Origin of the sequence: Stenotrophomonas sp. 1337 (genome assembly GCF_031455455.1) — a bacterium.
Taxonomy (GTDB): Bacteria; Pseudomonadota; Gammaproteobacteria; order Xanthomonadales; family Xanthomonadaceae; genus Stenotrophomonas; species Stenotrophomonas indicatrix.
Window position 1 is genome coordinate 507,488 of sequence record NZ_JAVDSR010000001.1, and the last position, 20,419, is coordinate 527,906.

Below are 20,419 nucleotides of genomic sequence, written 5' to 3' on the forward strand. Positions count from 1 at the left end.
GGGCCCGCAGCATGGGGTGCCGAACGTGCGCCCCATGCTGCAACGCAAGGTGTAAGCCACCATTCGCACTGGTACGGTCCTGCCCGTTGCACCACCAACGACGGGGAGAGACGACGATGCGCAAGGTATTGCTGCTGTTGATCCTGCTGACCGGACTGGCGCCCACCGCCTGGGCTGCCACGGTCAAGACCACCCACCGCACCCTTCCCGGCTGGGACGGCACGCCCCTCGGGGTCTTTGTCATCGAACCCCAGGACGCAGGTGGCGGCAAGTACCCGCTGCTGGTGATGCCCAGCAGCTGGGCCGTTCCCAGCGTGGAGTACGTAGGGGTGGCACAGTCGCTGGCCAAGCGCGGCTATGTGGTCCTCAGCTACAGCTCGCGCGGCTTCTGGGAGTCCGGCGGGGCCATCGATATCGCCGGGCCGGCCACGGTCGAGGATGTCAGCGCATTGATCGACTGGGCGCTGGACAACACCCAGGCCGACCCGGCGCGGATCGGCGTCTCGGGCATCTCCTACGGCGCCGGCACCAGCCTGCTGGCGGCGGCACGCGATCCCCGCATCAAGGCGGTGGCCGCCCTCAGCGGATGGGCCGACCTGCAGGCGTCGCTGTACGCCAACGACACCCCCAGCGCACAGGGAATCGCGCTGCTGGTGGCCGCCGGCCTGGTCACCGGCCGACCCGGGGCAGAGCTGGCCACGATCAACCGCAACGTGGTGGTCGGCAACTACCAGGGTGCAGTGGAATCGCTGCTGCCCGTGGCCGCCATCCGCAGCCCCGCTGCGAGCATCAGCGAGATCAACGCCAACCAGCCGGCCGTGTTCCTGGCCAACGCCTTCAACGACAGCCTGTTCCCGCCGGGTCAGCTGGTGGACTTCTTCAACCAGCTGAAAGGCCCCAAGCAGCTGCAACTGCGCCACGGCGACCATGCCCTCAACGAGGCCTTGGGCGCACTGGGTATTCCAAACGAGGTCTACGACTCGGCGGGTGACTGGTTCGACCATTACCTCAAGGGCGTGGCCAACGGCATCGACCGCGAGCCGGGGGTGCAGCTGAAGTCGCAGAAGGGCAGCTGGAGCAGCTACCCGAACTGGCAGGCGACCAACAGTGGTGCGGTCAGCTACGCGTTGACCGCACTCGGCGGCATGCTTCTGCCCACTGGCGGCCTGGCTGAGAACGGGCGCAGCAATGGCTGGAACTACCGCATCGGCAGTGGCCTGGGGACCGCCGCCAATTCCGGCGTGGCGATGGTGTCCGGCTCGCTGCAGATGATCAACATTCCGCCGGGTGCGTACGTGCCTTTCATCGGGCGCAACGCCGCCGGTGTCTGGCAGGGGCCGGTGTACTGGAACGCGCGCCGCCTGGACGGCGCGCCGGAAGTGCGCGTGACCGTCACTCCCAGCCGCGCCAACACCACGCTGTATGCCTATCTGTACGCGGAAGATGTGCTGGGCAATGGTCAGCTGATCAGCCACAAGCCCTACACCCTGCGAGGCGTTGCGCCGGGGCAGGCGACGACTTTGGACCTGCGGCTGGAAGCGAGCAGCTGGAACATTCCGGCGGGCAGTCGCCTGACGCTGGTGGTCGATACGGTGGACCTGCGCTATGCAGGCATCAGCCAGTTGGGCGGGGCGGTGACCTTCAGTTCGCCCGCGTCCGCACCATCGGTGCTGAAGGTGCCGTTGCATTGAGTTGCAAGCGGGCGCCCGTCGTTGCGGGCGCCTGCTTGCGTTGGTTACGCTGTTCGCATTCATGACGCATGGAGTATTCGATGGGGCCGGAAACGCTGATCGGCACAGCGGCAGCCGCCATCGCGCTGGTGGTAGTGCTGGCCCTGTTCAACAAGAAGCGACAGCCACCTTCGCGGATCTTCAAGTGCGGTCGCTGCGGCAGCGCCGCTCACCACAATGATCGCACCAGCAACGCCTGGCGCAATGGCAAGACCCGGTTCTTCTGCCAGGCCTGCCATCGCCAGTGGCTGCAGTCACAGCCGCCGTCCGAGCGGAGAAGCGGCGACGCTCGGAGCGATTTCACATCCACCACCAGCAACAGCAACGGCGGCTGCCTTGGCGTGCTCGCGCTGCTGGCCTTGTTGCCACTGGGCGGATGGCTGGCCTGGGCCTGTATCTGACACTACGTGTTGTGCCGTCCTGCAGCGTGCGGGGCCTCCTGCCATCCACGTAGTACGGGCTGGCAGGTCGAGCTGCGGACACCAGAGGGCAACCGCGGACCGCGTGCTGCACTCAAAGCTTGCCGGCCGTCCTGTAGCGGGACGCACCCTGGTCGATGAGCATCTGCAGCTCGTGCAGCAACGCCGGATCCCAGGCATCGAAGTTGAAGCAGGACTTTCCTTGCATATGCTTCTTCAGGGCCGGGCTGATGCCCACCAGATGCTCGGGAAAGGTGTAGACGGGCATGAAGTGGAATGAATGCCTGCGGCCCGATGCCTTCACCGCGCCGAAGAACTGCGCCTTGCCCTTGGCGTCTGCGTTCCTGCAATTGGCGTAGAAGCGACCAGCATCATCGTGTACCACCAGAAGATCGGCCTTGTAGGTGAGCAGCAGATCCCGCAGGGCGACGAACAGGTCGGGCGACGGACCGTCCAATGCACTGTTCGGCTGGGAGGCAGGCAGGCGAGGGTTCTTCATCGAAGTCGGCCCGGAGGGGAGTGCAGCGGGGATATCGTGCGCAGGTTCTGCCGGGCCAGCCTAGCACGTGCCCAGAGGCGGGTAAGGGCGCGATCGGTGCTGCCCGGATACAGGCGTCGGGCAGAGGAGGATATGGGTCCTGATGGTACGGGCCAGTGTTGGCAGATGGAGATGGACTTGCAGCCTCGAGCACCTGAACATGGCACTGCAAACACACCCCCCGCAACCTGGCACCTCGATGAAGACTCTGGCTTTGATCGCACTTTCTCTTTCCATCTGCATCAGCCTTGCCGGATGCATCGCCCCGTTCCGCGTCAAGGCGCGTGAATATGCGGCCGCCGGCACGACCGCGCCCAAAACGCCGGCTCCGTCGATTCCTGCAGCGCGACCGCGGTGACGGCGCGGTGCAGCAATGGGCGAGGGCTTCGGTGCTGTTGAAAGCAGCGGGCCCGATGCTGCCTCCTCAGGGCTGCACGCGCTGTGTGTGCACCATCTGCACCACCACCTTGCCCTTGGCGCGGCCGCCGTCCATGTAGGCCAATGCTCTGCCGGTTTCCTCGAAGGGAAAGACCGTGTCCACCACCGGGCGCAGGGCGCCTGATTCGACCAGCGCCGTGACCTGTTCCAGCTGTTGCCCATCAGCACGCATGAACACGAAGCTGTACCGGATGTTCCTGCGCGCGGCCTTGCGGCGGATGCGAAGGCTCAACAGGCGCAGCACCTGCCGAAGCGGCCAGGCCAATCCTCTTGCCGCACCGAATGCCGGCGTGGGTGGCCCGGAAATGGAAATCAGATGACCGCCGGGCTTGAGGATGCCGAGGGATCGATCGAGTTCGTCGCTGCCGAGGCTGTTGAGGACCACGTCGTAGTCACGCAGCACGGCAGCAAAGTCCTGCTGCCGGTAATCGATGACGACGTCCGCACCCAGTGCCTTCACCCAGGCAACGTTGGCCGTGCTGGTGGTGGTGGCGACGAAGGCGCCCAGGTGCTTGGCAAGCTGGATCGCAATCGTGCCGACGCCACCGGAGCCGGCCTGGATGAAGACCCGTTGTCCCTTCTTCAATGCTGCGGTTTCGACCAGCACCTGCCAGGCGGTCAGTGCCACCAGTGGCAGGGCGGCCGCCTCGACCATGCCAAGGTTCTTCGGTATTGGTGCTACCGACGAGGCCTTGACCGCGATGTACTCGGCAAATCCGCCGATGCGATCATCGTCCGGGCGGGCATACACCTGGTCGCCCGGTTTGAACCGGCCTGCGCGATCGCCGACCCGCACCACCGTCCCGGCCACATCGTTGCCCAGGATCAACGGAAAGCGATAGGGCAGGATCTGTTTGAACTCGCCGTGCCTGATCTTGCTGTCCAGTGCATTCACGCCTGCGGCATGAACCCGGATCAGGACATCGTCGTCGCCCACATGCGGCTCGGGCACGTCGGCGATGCGGCCGACGTCCTTGCTGCTGTAGCGGTCAATGATGAAGGCTTTCATGGCGGACGGTTCCTGCAGTGATGGGGCCGGGTGGATGCAACGGAGGCCGGCCTCAGGCGCCGGTGCGGTAGCGCTCTGCGGCGTGCGCCTGGCGGATGTCGCCGAGCAGGGCCTGACGTGCGCCATCCAGCGTGTCCCAGCGTTCGGCCACGTGCAGCGGCGGAATGGTCACCGTTTCGCGACGATCGAAGCCGACCAGCGCTGCATCGACCAGTTCGCCAACGTCCATCACTTCAGCAAGCGTGGTGATGTCGATACCGGCGCGTTCCCAGATCTCGGTGCGCGTGGCAGCGGGCAGCACCGCCTGCACATGGACGCCCTTCGGGGCCAGTTCCTGGCTCAGGCCCTGCGACAGGAACAGCACATACGCCTTGCTCGCGCCGTACACGGACATGCCGAACTCCGGTGCAAGGCCAACCACCGATCCGATGTTGACGATCGCGCCGTTGCCGGCACCGACCAGCCGCGGCGCAATAGCGGCGGCCAGGCGCGTGAGCGCGGTGGTGTTCAGGGTGACCAGGCGTTCGATGGCGTCGGCCGACTGTGCGAGGAAGTCGCCGGACTGGGCGATACCGGCATTGTTGATGAGGATGCCGATGCGCGCATCGTCGCGCAGCCGTGCCTCGACCGTGGCCAACGCGTCAGCCTGGGTGAGATCGGCCGGCAGTATGTCCACCGCCACGCCGGTCTCTTGGCGCAGTCGCGCGGCGAGTGCTTCCAGTCGGGCGCTGTCACGCGCGACCAGGACGAGGTCATGCCCGCGCCGCGCGAAGCGGTCGGCATAGGTGGCACCGATGCCGCTGGAAGCGCCGGTGATGAGGACGGAAGGGAGGACGGACATGATGGGCTTCTCTGGACGGGGGACGTGTCGGATGCGGGCGGCCGCGTTACTGCGCGTGCGCTTCAGCCAGGGTGGGGTAGTCGGTGTAGCCTTCGGCGCCACCGCCATACAGCGTGGCCGGGTTCAGTGCCGCCAGCGCTGCGCCGCGCTTGAGGCGCTCGACCAGATCGGGGTTGCTGATGAACGGGCGACCGAAGGCGACCAGATCGGCCTTGCCTTCGGATACACGGGCGCTGGCCAGCTGCAGGTCGTAGCCGTTGTTGGCCAGGTAGGTGCCGTTGAAGCGACGGCGCAGCCCATCGAAGTCGAACGGTGCCACATCGCGCGGGCCACCCGTGGCGCCCTCGACCACATGCAGGTAGACAATGCCCAGCGCGCTGAGTTGATCGACGATGTAGTCGTACTGGGGCTGCGGATCGCTGACGGTGGAAATGGCATTGGCCGGCGACACCGGCGAAATGCGCACGCCGGTGCGGTCAGCGCCGATTTCGCGCGCCACCGCAGCGGTCACCTCAAGCAGGAGGCGGGCACGGTTCTCGACCGAGCCGCCATACGCGTCGGTGCGCTGGTTGGCCCCGTCCTTGATGAACTGTTCGAGCAGGTAGCCGTTGGCGCCGTGGATCTCCACGCCGTCAAAACCCGCTGCGATGGCGTTGGCAGCGGCTTGGCGGAAATCGTCGACGATGGCGGGCAGCTCGTCGATGTCCAGGGCGCGCGGCTCGGACACATCGACAAAACCATTGTTGACGAAGGTCTTGGTCTGCGCGCGGAGGGCCGAGGCGGAAACCGGCGCGGCGTTGCCGGGCTGCAGGTCGACGTGCGAGATGCGGCCGACGTGCCACAGCTGCACGAAGATGTGCCCGCCGCGTGCGTGCACCGCATCGGTGACGGTGCGCCAGCCGTCGATCTGGTCCTGCGTGTACAGCCCCGGGGTGTCCTGGTAGCCCTGCGCCTGCGCCGAGACCTGGGTGGCTTCGGTGATGATCAGGCCGGCTGATGCGCGCTGGGCGTAGTAGGTGCTCGCCAGCGGACTGGGCACCAGGCCCTCGCCGGCGCGGTTGCGCGTCAGCGGTGCCATCACGATGCGGTTGGCCAGCGTCAGCGGGCCGAGGGGATAGGGCTGGAAAAGCGTGGCGTCGGACATGGGAGGGTGGGCTCGTCTACGGAGGAGGGGTCTGGATCAATGATGATGACCATCATCATTGATGTCAATGGTTTGATGATGAATATAATCTATGTGTGTTAAAGTGCCCTCCACACGCGACAGGACTCCCAAGGGCGAAGGCTCATGAAGGTCACCAAGGCACAGGCGCAGGCCAACCGGGCACACATCGTCGAAACCGCCTCCACGCTGTTCCGCGAGCGCGGCTACGACGGCGTTGGCGTGGCCGACCTGATGGCCGCCGCTGGCTTCACCCATGGCGGCTTCTACAAGCATTTCGGCTCGAAGGCCGACCTGATGGCCGAAGCAGCCGCCTGCGGCCTGACCAGCTCGGCTGCAGCGGTGGCTGATCTGGATGTGCAGGCATTCGTGAGCGAGTACCTGTCCCGCGCGCACCGCGACGGGCCCGGCCAGGGTTGCACGCTGGCGGCGCTGTGCACCGACGCGGCGCGGCAGACGGACGCGGTCAAGGCTGCCTTTGCGGCCGGCATCGAGGCCAGGCTGGCAACACGTGCCACGCAGGAGGGGCAGGCGCAGCGCGATCCGGGCGATGCGGCGCGTGCGCGCAGGATTGCGCTGATGGCTCAAGCGGTCGGCGCGCTGGTGCTGTCGAGGTCCTGCCCGGACGAATCGCCGCTGGCGGACGAAATCCTGGATGCATGCCGGGCGGATCTGCTGGCCCGGTTGCCAGCTGCGTCCAGCCGCTGAGCTGCGTCCTGCAGCGCTAGCCGGACGTGCGCAGCAGCGCCGCAACCGCTTTTGCCGTCGCCTTGGCCGACTGCGGATTCTGGCCGGTGACCAGCCTGCCATCGACAACCACCTTCGGCACGAACGGCAGTAGTCCCTTCTCGTACAGGGCTCCTCGCCGGGACATTTCCGCCTGCGCGTTGTATGGCATCTGCCTGGAAACACCCGCCAGGATTTCCTCGGTCCAGGAGAATCCTGTTACCCGCCGGCCCTGCACCAGCAGTTTCCCATCGCTCAGCCGCGTATTGAGCAGGCCGCAATAGCCGTGGCAGACCGCCGAGACGATTCCGCCCTGCTCATGGATGCCCCGCGTGATTTTCTGGATGCCCTCGCTGTCCGGGAAATCCCACATCACCGCATGCCCACCGGTGAAGTAGATCGCGTCGTACGCGGCAGCGTCGACGTTGTCGGGGGCGAGCGTGTTGTCCAGCAGTGCCATGCGCTCCGGATCCTGCAGCCATGCCTTCGCCGAATGGTCCAGCGCCGGCCATTTCAGCGAGCGCGGCTCAAGCGGTGAGTGCCCGCCGCGCGGGCTGACCAGGTGCTGTTCATGGCCTTGCCCGGCGAACAGGTCGTAGGCATGCGTCAGTTCCGACAACCAGAGCCCGGTCCTGTGGCTGGGGTCATCGTAATGCGCGACGTTGGTGACAACATGAAGGATGCGACGGTTCATCAGATACGCCTCTGGCTCATTTTCCGGTTTCCCATTCGTGCTTGATCTGCCGCAGTCCTGCGTCGTAGCTGGTTACGGGAAAGTCGGGAAAGCGCTGCTTGAACTTTCCGGATTCGAAGCGATTGTCATGCTCATAGCGCGGCAGCAGCTCCCGAATCTCGCGCGCACCTTTCGAGAACAGGCCGGCGATGTACAGCGCAGTCCTGCCGAGGGTGGCGTGGGTGTCCGGCCTGCCGAACACAGTGCAGGCCAGGGTGGCGAACTGGGCATAGGTCAATCTCGGCTCACTGCAGGGCAGATGCCACGTCTGGTTCTGCGCGTCGGGCGTATTGCCCAGCAGTGCGAGCGCGCGACTGGCGTCGGGCGTCCAGATCAGCGTTCTGAGGGTATCGTCGCGCAGTGGCACGCGCGGCGACTTGCCAGCCTTCAGCCTGTCGATGACGAGGGCATTGGTGAAGCTCTGCGTGCTGCCCGGTCCATAGAATTCCGGTGCTCGGGCGATGGTCACGGCGATGCGCCCGGCTGCCATCTCATCCAGGACCATGCGCGCCATCTCTGCGCGCACGCGTGCCTTCCTGCCGGCCGGTGCGAACGCGGTGTCCTCGGTCTGCGCAGCCGCCGTCTGCGGATACATGTAGGTATTGTCGAAGTACGCAAATGCAGCGCCGGTGGCGACGGCGGCATCCAGTGCGTTCTTCAGCATGGAAGGAAACTGCCGCTCCCAGAGCCCTGAATCCGGCGGCAGCCCTGCGGTGAAATAGACGATGTCGCTGCCTTCAACGGCTTTCAGCGTCTGCTCTGCGTCCAGCAGGTCCGCCGGCACAAGCTGGTCGCCCGTGTTGACCGGCCGCGGCGTGCGGCTCACCAGGCGAAGGTCGTCGGTGTACGTGCGCCTCAACGCGCGCGCCAGTTCCTGGGCGATCTGGCCGTTTGCTCCCAGAATGGTCTGCATCTCTTTTCCTTGGGCGTCTGGGCCTCTGATCGCCCGGGTGGAAGTTCAGCCCAGGGCGCCCGCATTTCAGTGCCGCGCGGGTGCTCGCCAGACCGCCGTCGGCAACCTCTCACGCTGACGGTCGCGGCAGTGTATGTTTAAAGTCAACTTGAAGGTCAAGGGGCAGTGGCAGGATGAAAATCGGGGATCTGGCCAAGGCCACGGGCCTGGCCCCATCGCGCATCCGGTTCTATGAGGCCGAAGGCCTGATCAGCGCGCCGCCCAGGGGGAGCAACGGCTACCGGATCTATTCCCCGGACGTATTGGGCGTGCTGCAGATCATCGACAACGCGCAACGCGTCGGCTTCTCACTTGATGAGATCCGGCATTTCCTGCCTGGGGGCACGCAGGCGTGCGATCACCAAGGCCTGGTCGAGTCGCTGGGCAGGCGCCTGGCCGAGATCCGACGCTTGATCCTGCAACTGCAGGAGAACGAAGCGCGCCTGCTGGGCATCATCGAGGGTGTCACCCAGCGTCCTGAGGGCATTTCCTGCACCGACAACCAGCTCAGGCTGATGGATCTGCTGGATCCTCCACGGCGCCAGCGGGGCGGGCGCGCCGGGCGATCAAGCAGAAGAACGAAGTGACCCTCCGTTGGCCGTAGGCCGCAGCGTCAACCTGCGTCGGTGGCTGCGCCCACATCATGCAGGCTGCGCAGCTTCTTCTTGTTGATCTTGCCCACGCTGGTGCGTTCCAGCGAATCGACGAAGCTGACGCGGTCGGGGATCGCGTAGCGGGAGATATCACCGGAGCGGCTGCGTGCTGCGACCAGTTCGATGATCTCCGCCTCGGTCACATCGCTGCCGTGCTGCCGGACCACCAACGGCAGCGGTCGTTCGCCCCATTTCGTATCGCTGATGCCGATCACCGCAACCTCGTTGACTGCCGGATGCAGGGCGATGATGTCCTCCAGGGCGAGCGAGGAGATCCACTCGCCACCGGTCTTGATCACATCCTTGATGCGGTCGGTCACGCGCAGGTAGCCGCTGCCATCGATGTTGCCGATGTCCCCGGTGTGCAGGTAGCCGCCGGCCCATAACGCCGTCGAAGCGTCAGGATTGTGCAGATAGCCGTGGGTGAGCCAGGGCGTGCGCACCACCACTTCCCCGGTGGCGATGCCATCGTGGGCAACATCATTCATGCGTTCGTCGACGATGCGCAGGTCAACCAGCGGCACCGGAATGCCGGCCTTGGTGCGCAGGGACAGCTCCTCGTCCGGGCCGTCCACGGCGTCGGCATCGATCTGCGCGAGGGTGAGCAGCGGGCAGGTTTCGGACATGCCGTAGCCGCCGAAGATGTCGATGCCACGGGCCAGTGCCTGCTGCGCCAGTGCCCGCGGTAGTGCCGCACCGCCGATGATCACCTTCCAGCGGCGCAGGTCGGTATCGGCAGCGGCGGGATGGCCCAGCAGCATATGCAGGATGGTCGGCACGCAGTGCGAGAACGTCACCTTCTCGCGGGCGATCAACGCCAGCAACGCGCCCGGCAGGTAGCGACCGGGGTAGACCTGCTTGATGCCCAGCAGCGTGGCCACGTACGGCATGCCCCAGGCATGGACATGGAACATCGGCGTGATCGGCATGTAGACATCGTCGCGGTGCAGGCGGCCCTGGCTGGACGCGCTGCCGAGGGCTGCCATCGCCGCAAGCGAGTGCAGTACCAGTTGCCGATGGCTGAAGTACACGCCTTTGGGCAGGCCTGTGGTGCCGGTCGTATAGAACGTGGTGGCGCGGGTGTTCTCGTCGAAGTCCGGGAAGCGGGTGATGGGCGTGGCCTCGCGCAGCCCGGCCTCATACTCGGTCACGAAGCCCGCTGGCAGCGGGCCCTCATCATCATCCAGCAGGATGCGCGTGCGCACGTCCGGCAACTGTTCTTCGATGGCGTCCAGCACCGGCAGGAACTCGCGGTTGGCCAGGATCACCCGCGCACCGCTGTGATTGAGCGTATAGGCAATCTGCTCGGGCGCCAGGCGGATGTTCACCATCATCAGCACCGCTCCGATCATCGGCACGGCGAAATAGCTCTCCAGGTAGCGGTTGCTGTCCCAGTCCATCACCGCCACGGTATCGCCGCGCTTTACCCCCAGTGAGGTCAGCAGCCCGGCCAACTGGCCGATGCGCGCCTGCAGGGTGCGGTAGTCGAAGCGGACCTTGTCGCCGTAGACGATCTCCTGCCGTGGACGCACTGCCAGAGGTGTCAGCAGCAGCTGCTTGATCAGCAGGGGGTAGGCATGAGGCTCGGCGGCGGGCGCGTCTGCGGCGGTGGCGAATGACATGTGATCTTCCTGATGGGGCGGCGCGTCAGCGGCCGGGGGGCGCGGGAATGGACAGCTGCTCGCGCAGCAGCGGCGCTTCCGCGCGTGGGCTCGGCTGGATGAGTGCATCCTGCGGCAGCGCTCGCGCTGGATCTTCAAGGTGTTCCCACACCTGGTCCATCGCCGCGAACAGGTAGGGCAGCAGCGGGACGTAGCGCTTCCGGTAGTCCGGGAAGGCCAGCAGCGAGTCGAAGTGCTGTGCCTTGTTCACCCGCCAATAGGCGATCTGCGCCCCGGCCTTGCGGGCAAGTGGCACGTAGCGATCACTGGTCATGCTGATCGGTACCAGCCCGTCGTCCAGGCCATGGATGACCACGATCGGCAGGCCGCGACGCGGCGCCTTGGCAGTCGCTGCGGCGATGCCGGCGCGTACCCGTCGGGCATCGGCGCTGTCGCCCTCGCCGAGTGCACGCAGGCAGTTCAGGCCACGCAGCGGATCAGCTGCTGCCCCGGTGGCATTGCCGTCCACCAGAACCACGCCGCTGCCCGGCGGGATGCCACTGCCCTCGCTCCACCAGGTTGCACGAACCTCGGCCGTGGCCGCGTGGGGTCTGCCGTCGGTGCCGGCGGCCGAGAAGCTGTACGCGCAGGGATGTTCGCCCGTGGCGTAGCGTCCATAGGCTGACGAGTAGGTCGCTGCGATGGCGCGCCACAGATCGAAACCGGTGGAGAATGCACCGGCGCGAAGTGCATCGGCGCTCAAACCCGCGTCGAGCAGCTGCTGCCGTGCCGACCGTGCCTGTGCTGCAGTGTCATCGCCTTGCACCAACCCAGCGGATTTCAACGTGGCACATCGCTGGGTCCACCCCGGCACGGCCTGCGCCCGCATCGGCGGTTGTGGCAGATCGTCCTCCGTCAGCAGGGCACAGGGCATCAGCAACGCGGCCTGGGTGACGAAGTCATACAACGCTGGTGCGCCGGCCACCGAGACATTGGGTTCGCCGGCCACCATTGCATCGAACCAGTCGCCTTCGATCTCCGCCGCGCGCAGCACGGCGCCACCGCCGTTGGATACGCCCACGCCCAGCGTGCGTGTATTGGCCGCAGTGAACGGGGCCGATTGCGGATAGGCGCGGTCCAGCGCCTGCAGGCCGAACTGCAGCGCCTGCAACAGATGGCGGCCCCAGTCCGCTTCCGGGTTGTCACCGGAATGGGCATGTTTGAAGGCGATTCCCTGCGTGGCTGTCGCACCCGCAGGAATGAAGGCCAACGCGCCTTGGCTGGCTGGCGTGCCGTCTGCCTGGAAGCCGGCCTTGGCGTCCAGATCGTAGTAATCACTGCCGGCGCCCTTGTCGGTATAGGCGACCGCGCAGCCATGTGCCAGGCCCCAGCTGCCGGCAACCGCGATCGCGCCATGGATGCCACGCGAGCCGGAAGATGCCGCGACGACCAGGCAGCGCCGCGCGGCGTCGAAGCTGTCGGGCACCTGCACCAGCACGCGGTGGGGATGGCGCGCGCCGGGAACGCGCGCATAGGCGGAGAATTCGCGGCCGGGTACCGCCTGCAGGCTGCCGTAGACATCGCCAAAGCCGCCGCCGGGTGTCAGGTCGGCGATGCCGCGCCAGCTGCTCCAGATCGCACGACGCCGTGCTTCCTCGGCCGTGGGCTGGGCCGGGTTGGCAAACGCCGGCGCGGTGGCCGAGCGCAGGGCGTCGATGCCCAGGCCTGCGGTCAGCAGTTCGTCGCTGCCGCGATGCGCGGTTTCCCGCCACTGCTCGAACACCGGAACAGCGGTAGTGGGGCGGGGCGGGGCGGCGTGGGTGCTGGAGATGCTGCCCAGAAGCAATGGCAGCGCGGCGCACAGCAGCATGACGGGGCGGTGGATGTTCATTGCTCCACCCTAACCATCCGGGCGGCGCACGCCAGCGTACCTTGGTACCCGTGCCCAGGCGCAGGCGATTTGCTAACCTCGGCTGGACATGCCGACCCTGCTCATCGCCGATGACCACCCCTTGTTCCGCGCGGCGCTGCATCGCGCCGCCGAAGAGGCGGTGGCTGACCTGCAGATCAGCGAGGCCGATTCGCTGCACGGCGTGCTCGAAGCGATCGAGAGCCAGCAGATCGATCTGATGCTGCTGGACCTGCACATGCCGGGCAACCACGGCCTGGCCGGACTGGCGACCATACGCGCGTTGCAACCGGGGCTGGCGATCATCATCGTTTCGGCCAATGAAGAGCCGCACGTGATCCGCCGCGCCATCGACCTGGGCGCAGCCGGGTACCTGCCCAAGAGCTCTGGCCTGACCGACCTGCAGTCCGCACTGCAGACCGTGCTGGAAGGTGAGCGCTGGATACCGGCGCTGCTGCGCGAGCCGGTGGCGCGGGTGGCGCCCTTCAGCAAGGACGCCGATCTTGCCGCGCGCTTGTCCAGCCTGTCCGCGCATCAGTACAAGGTGCTGAGCCTGGTGGCCGAAGGGCTGCTCAACAAGCAGATCGCCGACCGGCTGGGCGTGCAGTTGCGCACGGTCAAGGCACACATGACCCGCATCATGGGACGACTGGGCGTACGCAATCGCGCGCAGGCCATCCGCGTGCTGCACGAGATGGGGTTGACCGACCCATCCCGGCAGATCGAAGACGCGCAGGACGCCTGAACCTTCGTCAGGTCCTTTCCGTGCTGGCCGTTGCCAGCAGATGGTTGATCGCCCAGCGCAGCGCCAGCGGCTTGAACGGTTTGTTCAGCAGTGACAGGCCCACACTGCGCACCGCCTCGCGCGTGTCATTGCCGGTATCGGCGCTGAGGATCACCGTCGGCCGCGCGCCATGTACGGTGACGAGGCGCTTCCACAGTGCGACGCCGGTATCGCCCTCATCAAGGTGGTAGTCGAACAGCCACAGTGCCGCCTCATGTGCGGACGCGCCCAGCGCAGCGACATCGCGCGCCGCGATGACATCGCAGCCCCAGGCAAGCAGCATCAGCCGCATTGCCTCCAGCGCCTCCGCATCGTTGTCGACCAGCAGCACGCGGATGCCCTTGATGCTGCTGTTGCCAGCGGCGGGTTCGGTGCGTGGGGCCTCAGGCGGCGCTGCACGCGCCACGGTGATGGAAAAGGCCGAGCCGCGATCCAGTTCGCTTTGCAGTTCCAACGGTGCATGCAGCAGGTCGGCAATGCGGTGCGCGATGGTCAGGCCAAGACCGAGGCCCTGGCCATTGCTGCGGTCGCCACGGTGGAATTCCTCGAACACCACGGCTTGTTGCTCCGGCGCGATGCCGGGGCCGCTGTCATGCACGCCGATCGACAGTGCCTGGCCGTGCCGGCGAACGCCCAGCAGTACGCCGCCACGGCGGGTGTAGCGGATGGCGTTGGCCAGGAAGTTCTGCAGTACGCGGCGCAGCAGCAACGGGTCGCTGTGCACCCACGCGCGGGTGCGCACATGGCGGAACTGCAGGCCGCGCGCCGCGGCCAGCACCGCGAACTCCTGCGCAAGCGGCTCCAGCACGGTCGACAATGCGAACGGGCGCGGATCGGCCACCAGGCCACCGGCTTCCAGTCGCGAAATATCCAGCAGGCCCGACAGCAGATCGTCGGTGGAATCCAGCGCGCCGCGAATCTGGCGCAGGAAACTGTCCAGGAATTCCGATTCGATGTGCTGCGACATGGCGTCGGTCAACAGCTGCGCCGCATGCAGGGGCTGGATCAGGTCATGGCCGACTGCGGTCAGGAAGCGGGTCTTGGCTACGTTGGCCCGCTCGGCTTCATGCACGGCCTGTTCAAGCCGGGCGGTGCGGTCCTGCACGCGGCGCTCCAGGGTTTCGTTACTGCGCTTGAGCGCGTCCTCTGCCCGCCGGAACGCGGTGACATCGGTGAAGGTGGCCACATAGCCGCCACCGGGCATTGGGTTGCCTCGGATCTCAACGATGGTGTTGTCCGGGAAAATCCGCTCGGAAAGGTGCGGCGTGCCGCGCCGCATGTGCACCACCCGCCGCTGCAACGCCTTGTCGCGCGAGTCACCAGGGGTGTCGCCGATCTTCAGCTGTCCCAGTGCCCACGCCGTCAGGTTCGACACCGGCTGCCCCACCTGCAGCAGCTCCGGCGGGAACTTGAACAGCGCGGCGTAGCGGCTGTTCCAGGCCACCAGCTGCAACTGCGCATCGACCACGCTGATGCCCTGGCTCATGTTCTCCAGGGCGGCCTCCAGCAGGCGTTGGTTGAAGCGCAGCACCTGGGTGGCTTCACCGACCGCGCGGGTAACAGCGTCCAGCGGCGCAGCGCCACCATCGCGTGCCGCCTCCACCAGCAGCCGCGCCATGCCTGCACCGACCACGGCGGTCAGTTCGCGCTCGATGGCAGTCACCCGGTCGTCGTCCAGCATCTGCCCGGCGTGCCCGTCCATCAGCTGGCGTGCCCGTTCCTGGCCAAGGAAGCGCCCAGCCGTCTTGCGCAACGACGCAGCAGCCACCGCGTCGCGCTGCCGAGGCACAGAAGGACGCACCGCGCGCGACACCAGCACCACGGTTACCAGGTTGACCGCCAGGCTGGCGCCCATGCTGATGGCGATATGGCCCGGCTGCATGCGCAGCGAGAACATCGCCAGCCAGTGCAGTCCGTCGGGACCGGCCGACGCCAGCGGCGCAGGGAGCACCATGGGCAGCAGCACCAGCCACAACCAGACCAGCGAGCCCAGTACGATGCCGGCGATGATGGCCGGGGAGGGCGTGCGCGGACGGTACACCGCCAGCAACACCGCCGGTGCCAGCTGCGAGAGCGCGGTGAACGACATCAGGCCGAAATCGCTGAGCGCCTCGGTGCCGCTCATCGCACGGCTGTACAGCCACGACATCAGGAACACGGCGAGAATGCCGGCGCGCCGGAAGGCCAGCACCCGCGGTCGTAGATCCGCGCCGGTGTTGAAGCCGTTGACGCCGCTCAGCAGGCGCGAGCCCACACCGTGGTTGCCGAGCATGATCGACAGGGTCAGCCCGGACAGGATCATCATGCCGGTGGCGGCACTCAGACTGCCCAGGTATGCCAGCAGTGCCAGCAGGTGATGGCCGCGCTCCTGCGGCAGGGCCAGCACGTACAGATCCGGCGTCATCGAGGGCGGCAGCTGCGCGGCACCGGCCAGTGCCATCGGCACCGACGGCAGGCCGATCAACAGCAGGTAGACCGGGAACAGCCAGCGCGCCGTCTTCAGGTCCGATGACTGGCGCAGCTCGACCACGCCCACATGGAACTGATGGGGCAGGGTGAACGCGGCCATGGCACCGAGCGCCACCATGGTCAGGTAATCCGGCACCACCGCCGGCGGCGGCAGGTGCGCCATCTTCTCAAGCAGCGGCGTGCCGGCCTTGTGCACCGATAGCGCGGCATACAGGCCAATGGCCAGCAGTGCCGTCAGCTTCAACAGTGATTCCAGGCCCAGCGCGACCACGATGCCGCGGTTGTGCTCGGTCGCCGACGCCTTGCGTGCACCGAACAGGGTGGTGAACGCCGCCATCGTCAGCGCGAACCAGAACGACACGTCCAGCTGCCAGCCAACGGGTGCGAACTGATCACCGAGCAGGGCGGCAAGACCCTGGCTGACCGCTTTGAGCTGCAGCGCGATGTAGGGAATGATGCCGAACAGCGCGACCAGGGTGATGGTGATGCCCAGCCCTTGGTCGGCGCGCAGGCGCGCGACCACCAGGTCGGCGATGGTGGCACTGTTGTGCTGTTTGGCCAATCGGCCCAGCCGCACCAGGAACGGCAGGCCGAAGGCAAAAATGAGGGCCATGCCGATCAGTGTCGGCGGAATCGGGAAGCCCCATTGCACGCCCTGCGAGGCAGCCCCGTAGTAGGTCCACGCCGTGCAGTGCACGCCCAGTGACAGCGCGTAGATGGCTGGCCATACCTTCGACAGCCGATGCCCCTGGCGTTCCCCCCACAGGGCGACGCCGAACAGCAGCACGGTCCACGCGATGCAGGCGAACAGGACGATGGAGGGCGTCAACATCGCTCCAGTGTAGAGAGAACCGCGGCCGGCGGGCAGCCGGCCCGCCCCGCGCGGGAGGACGGTGCGGCGCTAGTCGGCGAGCACGATCAGCGACAACTGTTCGGCGACCACGGCTGTCTCGCCGGCGGGAGCCACTTCCACGGTCTTGTGCTGGGTTAGCAGCCACTGCCCGGGCCTGCGCGCTTCCAAGGACATCAGCTGCGAGCGCACCCGTACCTCGGAACCGCTCGGCACCGGCGCCAGGAAGCGGACCTTGTTCAAGCCGTAGTTCAGTACGTGGGCGATGCCGGGAAAACCGGCCAGGGCCCCCACGTCGTCCTCTACGGTAAGCGAGAGCAGAAGGAACCCATGGGCGATGGTCTGCCCGCCCGGCAGGCCGGTCCGTGCGCGGGCAGGATCGGTGTGGATCCAATTGTGGTCACCGGTGGCCTCGGCGAAAGCATCGATGCGCGACTGCGCGATGCGCGTGCTGCCGCTCAGCCGCTCGCTTGCCGCCCATTGGTGCAGGGCCTGCAGGGCGGCAGGCAGCGCATCCCTCGACACGCCGGAACTCATCGCACGCGCTCCAGCAATGCCAGGATCGCGTCACGCGCCTCGGGCTCGGACAGCATCGGTGCATGACCCACCTCCGGTACTTCGACGAGGCGGGCGTTGGGCGACGTGGCGGCCATCTGCTGCGCGACATCGGCAGGCAGGATGTCCGACAACGCCCCACGAACCACCAGCACCGGCACGCGTGCGGTCAGCCCACGCACCGCGCGCCACAGCACCGGGCGCAGCAGCCACAGCAGCCACGGCCGGGTGGTGCGGATCACCGCGGGGTCGTAGTCCAGTTCCAGCAGGCCATCGCTGCGCTGGCGGAACGTGCGTACGGCCATCGCCCGCCAGTCGTCGACGGTGAAGCGCGGAAACGCGGCCTTGCCGATGGATTCCACATAGGTCGTGGCCTGTGCCAGGTCCATCGGTGGCACGGGCTTGCCGGCGTACTTGCCGATCCGCGCCAGCGCTTCGCGCGGCACCTTGGGGCCGGCATCGTTCAGAACTGCCGCGGCGATCAGCCCGGGCGCACGCGAGGCCAGGGTGATGGTGACCAGCACCCCCAGCGAGGTGCCGACGAATACCGCCTTGTCGATGTTCTGCGACCGCAGCAGCGCCACCATGTCGTCGGCATAGGTGCGCGGGTTGTAGCTGGACGGGTCCGATGCGCGTTCCGAACCTGCGCGTCCTCGCAGGTCAACCGCGATCACCCGCCAACCCGCAGCAGTCAGCGATGCGGCCAGCGCATCGAAGTCGGCGCCATTGCGGGTCAGGCCGGGGATGCAGACCACGGTGCCGCGCGCCGGCTGCGCGCCTGCAGGAGCATGGTCACGCGCATGCAGGCGCAGGCCATCGTCACTTTTCCAGTACAGATCATCGTAAGACGGTGTCATGCAGAAGCTTCCTAGAAATCGTAACGGACGCTGAGGCTATATTGGCGCGGCGGCCCATAGAAACCAATCAGCGTGCCGACCGCCGGAATGTTGTAACCGGTGGTGCGGTATTCCTTGTCGGCCAGGTTGGTACCCTGCAGCGAGAAGGTCCAGGCGTCGTCAAGCTTCCAGGTCACGCCGGCATTGACCAGCCCGTAGCCGTCCTGGCGGATCACCGGGCTCAGATCGGTGGTCGGCCACACTTCACTCTGGTAGCTGTAGCTCACCCGTGCGGACAGGTTGCTGCCATTGGCCAGGTCGGTGCGGTACTCCACGTTCAACGCGCCCGAGAAGTCCGGTGCGTTGGTGAACTTCATCTGCTTGGCCACGTTGACGCCGCGGTCCAAGTACTCGTCATACTTGGCATCCAGCCAGGCCAGGTTGCCGGAGATCAGCCAGTGCTGGCTGGGCAGGTACTGGTACTCGATTTCCAGGCCGTTGATGGTGCCGGCGCCGGCATTGGTGAAATCGCCGAAGAAGGCATCGTCGACACCGTCGCCGTTGGTATCGATGCCGGTGAACACCGACAGCTGGATGTCCTTGTACTTGTTGTGGAACGCCGACAGGTTCAGGAACAGGCGCTGGTCGAGGAAGGCCATCTTGCTGCCGATCTCGAAGCTGTCGACCGTCTCGTCATCGAACGGCTCGGCCGAGCGTGGCACGGCAACGGCATTGGCGCGGATGTTGTAGCCGCCGGACTTGAAGCCACGCGTAGCCAGGCCGTAGACCATGATGTCCGGGGTGATCTGGTAGTCCAGCGACACCTTGGGCGAGACGTTCTTGAAATTGGTCTTCTTGTCGAAATCGGCGGCGACCGCAATCGGACGGGTGAACGTCGCATCGGAGTAGAAGCGGTTGAGCACGATCGCGCGCTTGTCCTCGTCGGTGTAGCGGGCGCCGACGTCCAGCTTCAGCTTGCTGGTCAGGTCGAACGTCCAATCGGCATACAGCGCGATGCTGTCGGTGAGCACCTTGCCACGAGTGTCGCCGAACTGCAGGTTGAAGAAGTTGTTGCGGATCTGTCCACCGGCCTCGCCACTGAACTGGTACAGGCCCACCACGCCGCGCACGCGGCCGCCGGCATCGTAGTTCAGCTGCACCTCGTTGCTGACCTGGTCGTCATGGTAAGTGCCACCTACATCGGCCAGCTTGACCGGCGTGCTGTCGAAGTCGATGTTCGCGTCGCTGTCCGACTCGCGCTTGGCCACCACGTACTTCAATGCAACGTCTTCGCTGGGCCGCCAGTTCACCGTGGCCGAGGCGCCCTTGGTCTCCACGCTGTTGAGGTTGCGCATGCCCGAGCGGATGTCGTAGCGGTCATCCATCGGCGGGTAGGCGCGCACGAACGGGTTGGGTGCCAGCATCTTCGAGCCACGCATGCCGGACTGGTCATCGATCCAGTCCAGGGCGAACTGCACGTCGAAGTCGTCGCCCGCATACGCACCCAGGTTGAAGCGTGCGGCATTGATCTGCTTGTCACTGACCGGCTGGTTGGTGAAGGTGTTCTCGCCGAAGCCGTCACGATTCATGCTGGCCACCGCCACGCGCGCGCGCAGGCCGCTGTCGGCCCCGCCGATCGGGCCGCCGATCGCCGCCTTGGCGTCCAGCTGGCTGTAGTTGCCCACGGTGATCTGGGCGAAGCCTTCGGTCTGGGTGGGCAGGCCGCGCGAGATGTACTTGATGGCACCGCCAATGGTGTTCTTGCCGTACAGCGTGCCCTGCGGACCGCGCAGCACCTCGATGCGCGAGACATCGAACACGTCCAGCAACGCGCCCTGCGGACGGGCGATGTAGACGTCGTCCAGGTAGATGCCCACGCCCGGGTCAGCACCCCAGGTAGGGTCGGACTGGCCGATGCCGCGGATGTAGGCGGTGACCGTGCTGCTGGCGCCGCGCGCCGCGTAGATGGTCAGGTTGGGGACCTGTCCATCAAGGTCGCTGATGTCCTGGACGTTCATCTTGTCCAGGGCTTCGGACGTAAATGCGGTGACGGCAACCGGCACCTCCTGCAGGGTCTCCTCGCGCTTGCGTGCGGTCACCGTGATGCTGTCCAGGTTGGTGGCCGAAGCGGTGCGGGCGGCTGCCGGCGTGCTCTGCGGTGCGTCCTGCGCCAGAACCGGCCCGGTGGCCAGCAGTGTGCCGATCATCAGGCTC

General features: G+C 66.5%; 18 protein-coding genes. 6 read left to right on the plus strand and 12 right to left on the minus strand.

What is annotated here, in order from left to right; translation table 11 throughout:
* Positions 1–116: 116 nt before the first annotated feature.
* Together J2X70_RS02345 and J2X70_RS02350 are read left to right on the plus strand one after the other, a co-directional pair.
* Positions 117–1,691 (plus strand): CocE/NonD family hydrolase, encoded by a 1,575-nt coding sequence (locus J2X70_RS02345; RefSeq protein ID WP_309908746.1) that lies wholly within the window; start codon positions 117–119, stop codon positions 1,689–1,691.
* An 80-nt stretch (positions 1,692–1,771) separates the two neighbouring features.
* Positions 1,772–2,131, plus strand: coding sequence for a hypothetical protein (locus J2X70_RS02350; protein ID WP_218787543.1), 360 nt, complete (start codon positions 1,772–1,774; stop codon positions 2,129–2,131).
* Positions 2,132–2,243: 112 nt separating this feature from the next.
* Here J2X70_RS02350 and J2X70_RS02355 read toward each other — a convergent pair whose 3' ends face one another.
* Entirely contained in the window at positions 2,244–2,606 is a 363-nt protein-coding gene (locus J2X70_RS02355) for a hypothetical protein (RefSeq protein WP_309908748.1), read from the minus strand.
* A gap of 280 nt (positions 2,607–2,886) precedes the next feature.
* On the opposite strand from J2X70_RS02355, the gene J2X70_RS02360 reads away from it, so the two are divergent.
* Complete coding sequence (locus J2X70_RS02360) at positions 2,887–3,045, plus strand: hypothetical protein (protein WP_223495158.1); 159 nt, start codon at positions 2,887–2,889, stop codon at positions 3,043–3,045.
* Positions 3,046–3,111: 66 nt separating this feature from the next.
* Here J2X70_RS02360 and J2X70_RS02365 read toward each other — a convergent pair whose 3' ends face one another.
* Genes J2X70_RS02365 through J2X70_RS02375 form a run of 3 tightly spaced genes read right to left on the minus strand, consistent with a single transcriptional unit; the run spans position 3,112 to position 6,119 of the window.
* Positions 3,112–4,134 (minus strand): NADP-dependent oxidoreductase, encoded by a 1,023-nt coding sequence (locus J2X70_RS02365; RefSeq protein ID WP_309908753.1) that lies wholly within the window; start codon positions 4,132–4,134, stop codon positions 3,112–3,114.
* Between the two features lie 52 nt (positions 4,135–4,186).
* Positions 4,187–4,975, minus strand: a complete 789-nt coding sequence (locus J2X70_RS02370; protein ID WP_025874510.1) for an SDR family oxidoreductase — start codon at positions 4,973–4,975, stop codon at positions 4,187–4,189.
* Positions 4,976–5,021: 46 nt separating this feature from the next.
* Positions 5,022–6,119: an alkene reductase gene (locus J2X70_RS02375; protein ID WP_223495153.1), complete on the minus strand. Its 1,098-nt coding sequence runs from the start codon at positions 6,117–6,119 to the stop codon at positions 5,022–5,024.
* 144 nt (positions 6,120–6,263) lie between these two features.
* On the opposite strand from J2X70_RS02375, the gene J2X70_RS02380 reads away from it, so the two are divergent.
* The gene (locus J2X70_RS02380) at positions 6,264–6,845 is read left to right on the plus strand and encodes a TetR family transcriptional regulator (protein ID WP_140226949.1); all 582 of its coding nucleotides are present in this window, start codon (positions 6,264–6,266) and stop codon (positions 6,843–6,845) included.
* 16 nt (positions 6,846–6,861) lie between these two features.
* On the opposite strand, the gene J2X70_RS02385 is transcribed toward J2X70_RS02380, so the two are convergent.
* Together J2X70_RS02385 and J2X70_RS02390 are read right to left on the minus strand one after the other, a co-directional pair.
* Positions 6,862–7,557, minus strand: coding sequence for a type 1 glutamine amidotransferase domain-containing protein (locus J2X70_RS02385; RefSeq protein ID WP_140226950.1), 696 nt, complete (start codon positions 7,555–7,557; stop codon positions 6,862–6,864).
* 16 nt (positions 7,558–7,573) lie between these two features.
* Complete coding sequence (locus J2X70_RS02390) at positions 7,574–8,509, minus strand: NAD-dependent epimerase/dehydratase family protein (RefSeq protein WP_025874514.1); 936 nt, start codon at positions 8,507–8,509, stop codon at positions 7,574–7,576.
* A gap of 173 nt (positions 8,510–8,682) precedes the next feature.
* Here J2X70_RS02390 and J2X70_RS02395 point away from each other — a divergent pair, with 173 nt between their 5' ends.
* Complete coding sequence (locus J2X70_RS02395; RefSeq protein WP_059064246.1) at positions 8,683–9,135, plus strand: MerR family transcriptional regulator; 453 nt, start codon at positions 8,683–8,685, stop codon at positions 9,133–9,135.
* 26 nt (positions 9,136–9,161) lie between these two features.
* On the opposite strand, the gene J2X70_RS02400 is transcribed toward J2X70_RS02395, so the two are convergent.
* Both J2X70_RS02400 and J2X70_RS02405 read right to left on the minus strand, forming a co-directional pair.
* Positions 9,162–10,823 (minus strand): fatty acid--CoA ligase, encoded by a 1,662-nt coding sequence (locus tag J2X70_RS02400; protein WP_263928869.1) that lies wholly within the window; start codon positions 10,821–10,823, stop codon positions 9,162–9,164.
* Positions 10,824–10,848: 25 nt separating this feature from the next.
* A complete protein-coding gene (locus J2X70_RS02405) occupies positions 10,849–12,693 on the minus strand; it encodes a 3-hydroxybutyrate oligomer hydrolase family protein (RefSeq protein ID WP_309908759.1) in 1,845 nt (614 codons plus the stop codon).
* Positions 12,694–12,781: 88 nt separating this feature from the next.
* Between J2X70_RS02405 and J2X70_RS02410 the strand changes: the two genes are divergently transcribed.
* On the plus strand, positions 12,782–13,456 hold the full coding sequence (locus tag J2X70_RS02410; RefSeq protein WP_025874518.1) for a response regulator transcription factor: 675 nt from the start codon (positions 12,782–12,784) through the stop codon (positions 13,454–13,456).
* Positions 13,457–13,463: 7 nt separating this feature from the next.
* On the opposite strand, the gene J2X70_RS02415 is transcribed toward J2X70_RS02410, so the two are convergent.
* From J2X70_RS02415 to J2X70_RS02430, 4 genes are all read right to left on the minus strand, one after another.
* Entirely contained in the window at positions 13,464–16,796 is a 3,333-nt protein-coding gene (locus J2X70_RS02415; protein WP_309908761.1) for a PAS-domain containing protein, read from the minus strand.
* Positions 16,797–16,865: 69 nt separating this feature from the next.
* The gene (locus tag J2X70_RS02420; protein WP_243747109.1) at positions 16,866–17,351 is read right to left on the minus strand and encodes a MaoC family dehydratase; all 486 of its coding nucleotides are present in this window, start codon (positions 17,349–17,351) and stop codon (positions 16,866–16,868) included.
* Entirely contained in the window at positions 17,348–18,226 is an 879-nt protein-coding gene (locus J2X70_RS02425; protein ID WP_309908764.1) for an alpha/beta hydrolase, read from the minus strand. Before J2X70_RS02425 ends, J2X70_RS02420 begins: the two co-directional genes overlap by 4 nt.
* An 11-nt stretch (positions 18,227–18,237) precedes the next feature.
* A complete protein-coding gene (locus tag J2X70_RS02430) occupies positions 18,238–20,412 on the minus strand; it encodes a TonB-dependent receptor (protein ID WP_309909058.1) in 2,175 nt (724 codons plus the stop codon).
* Positions 20,413–20,419 lie beyond the last annotated feature (7 nt).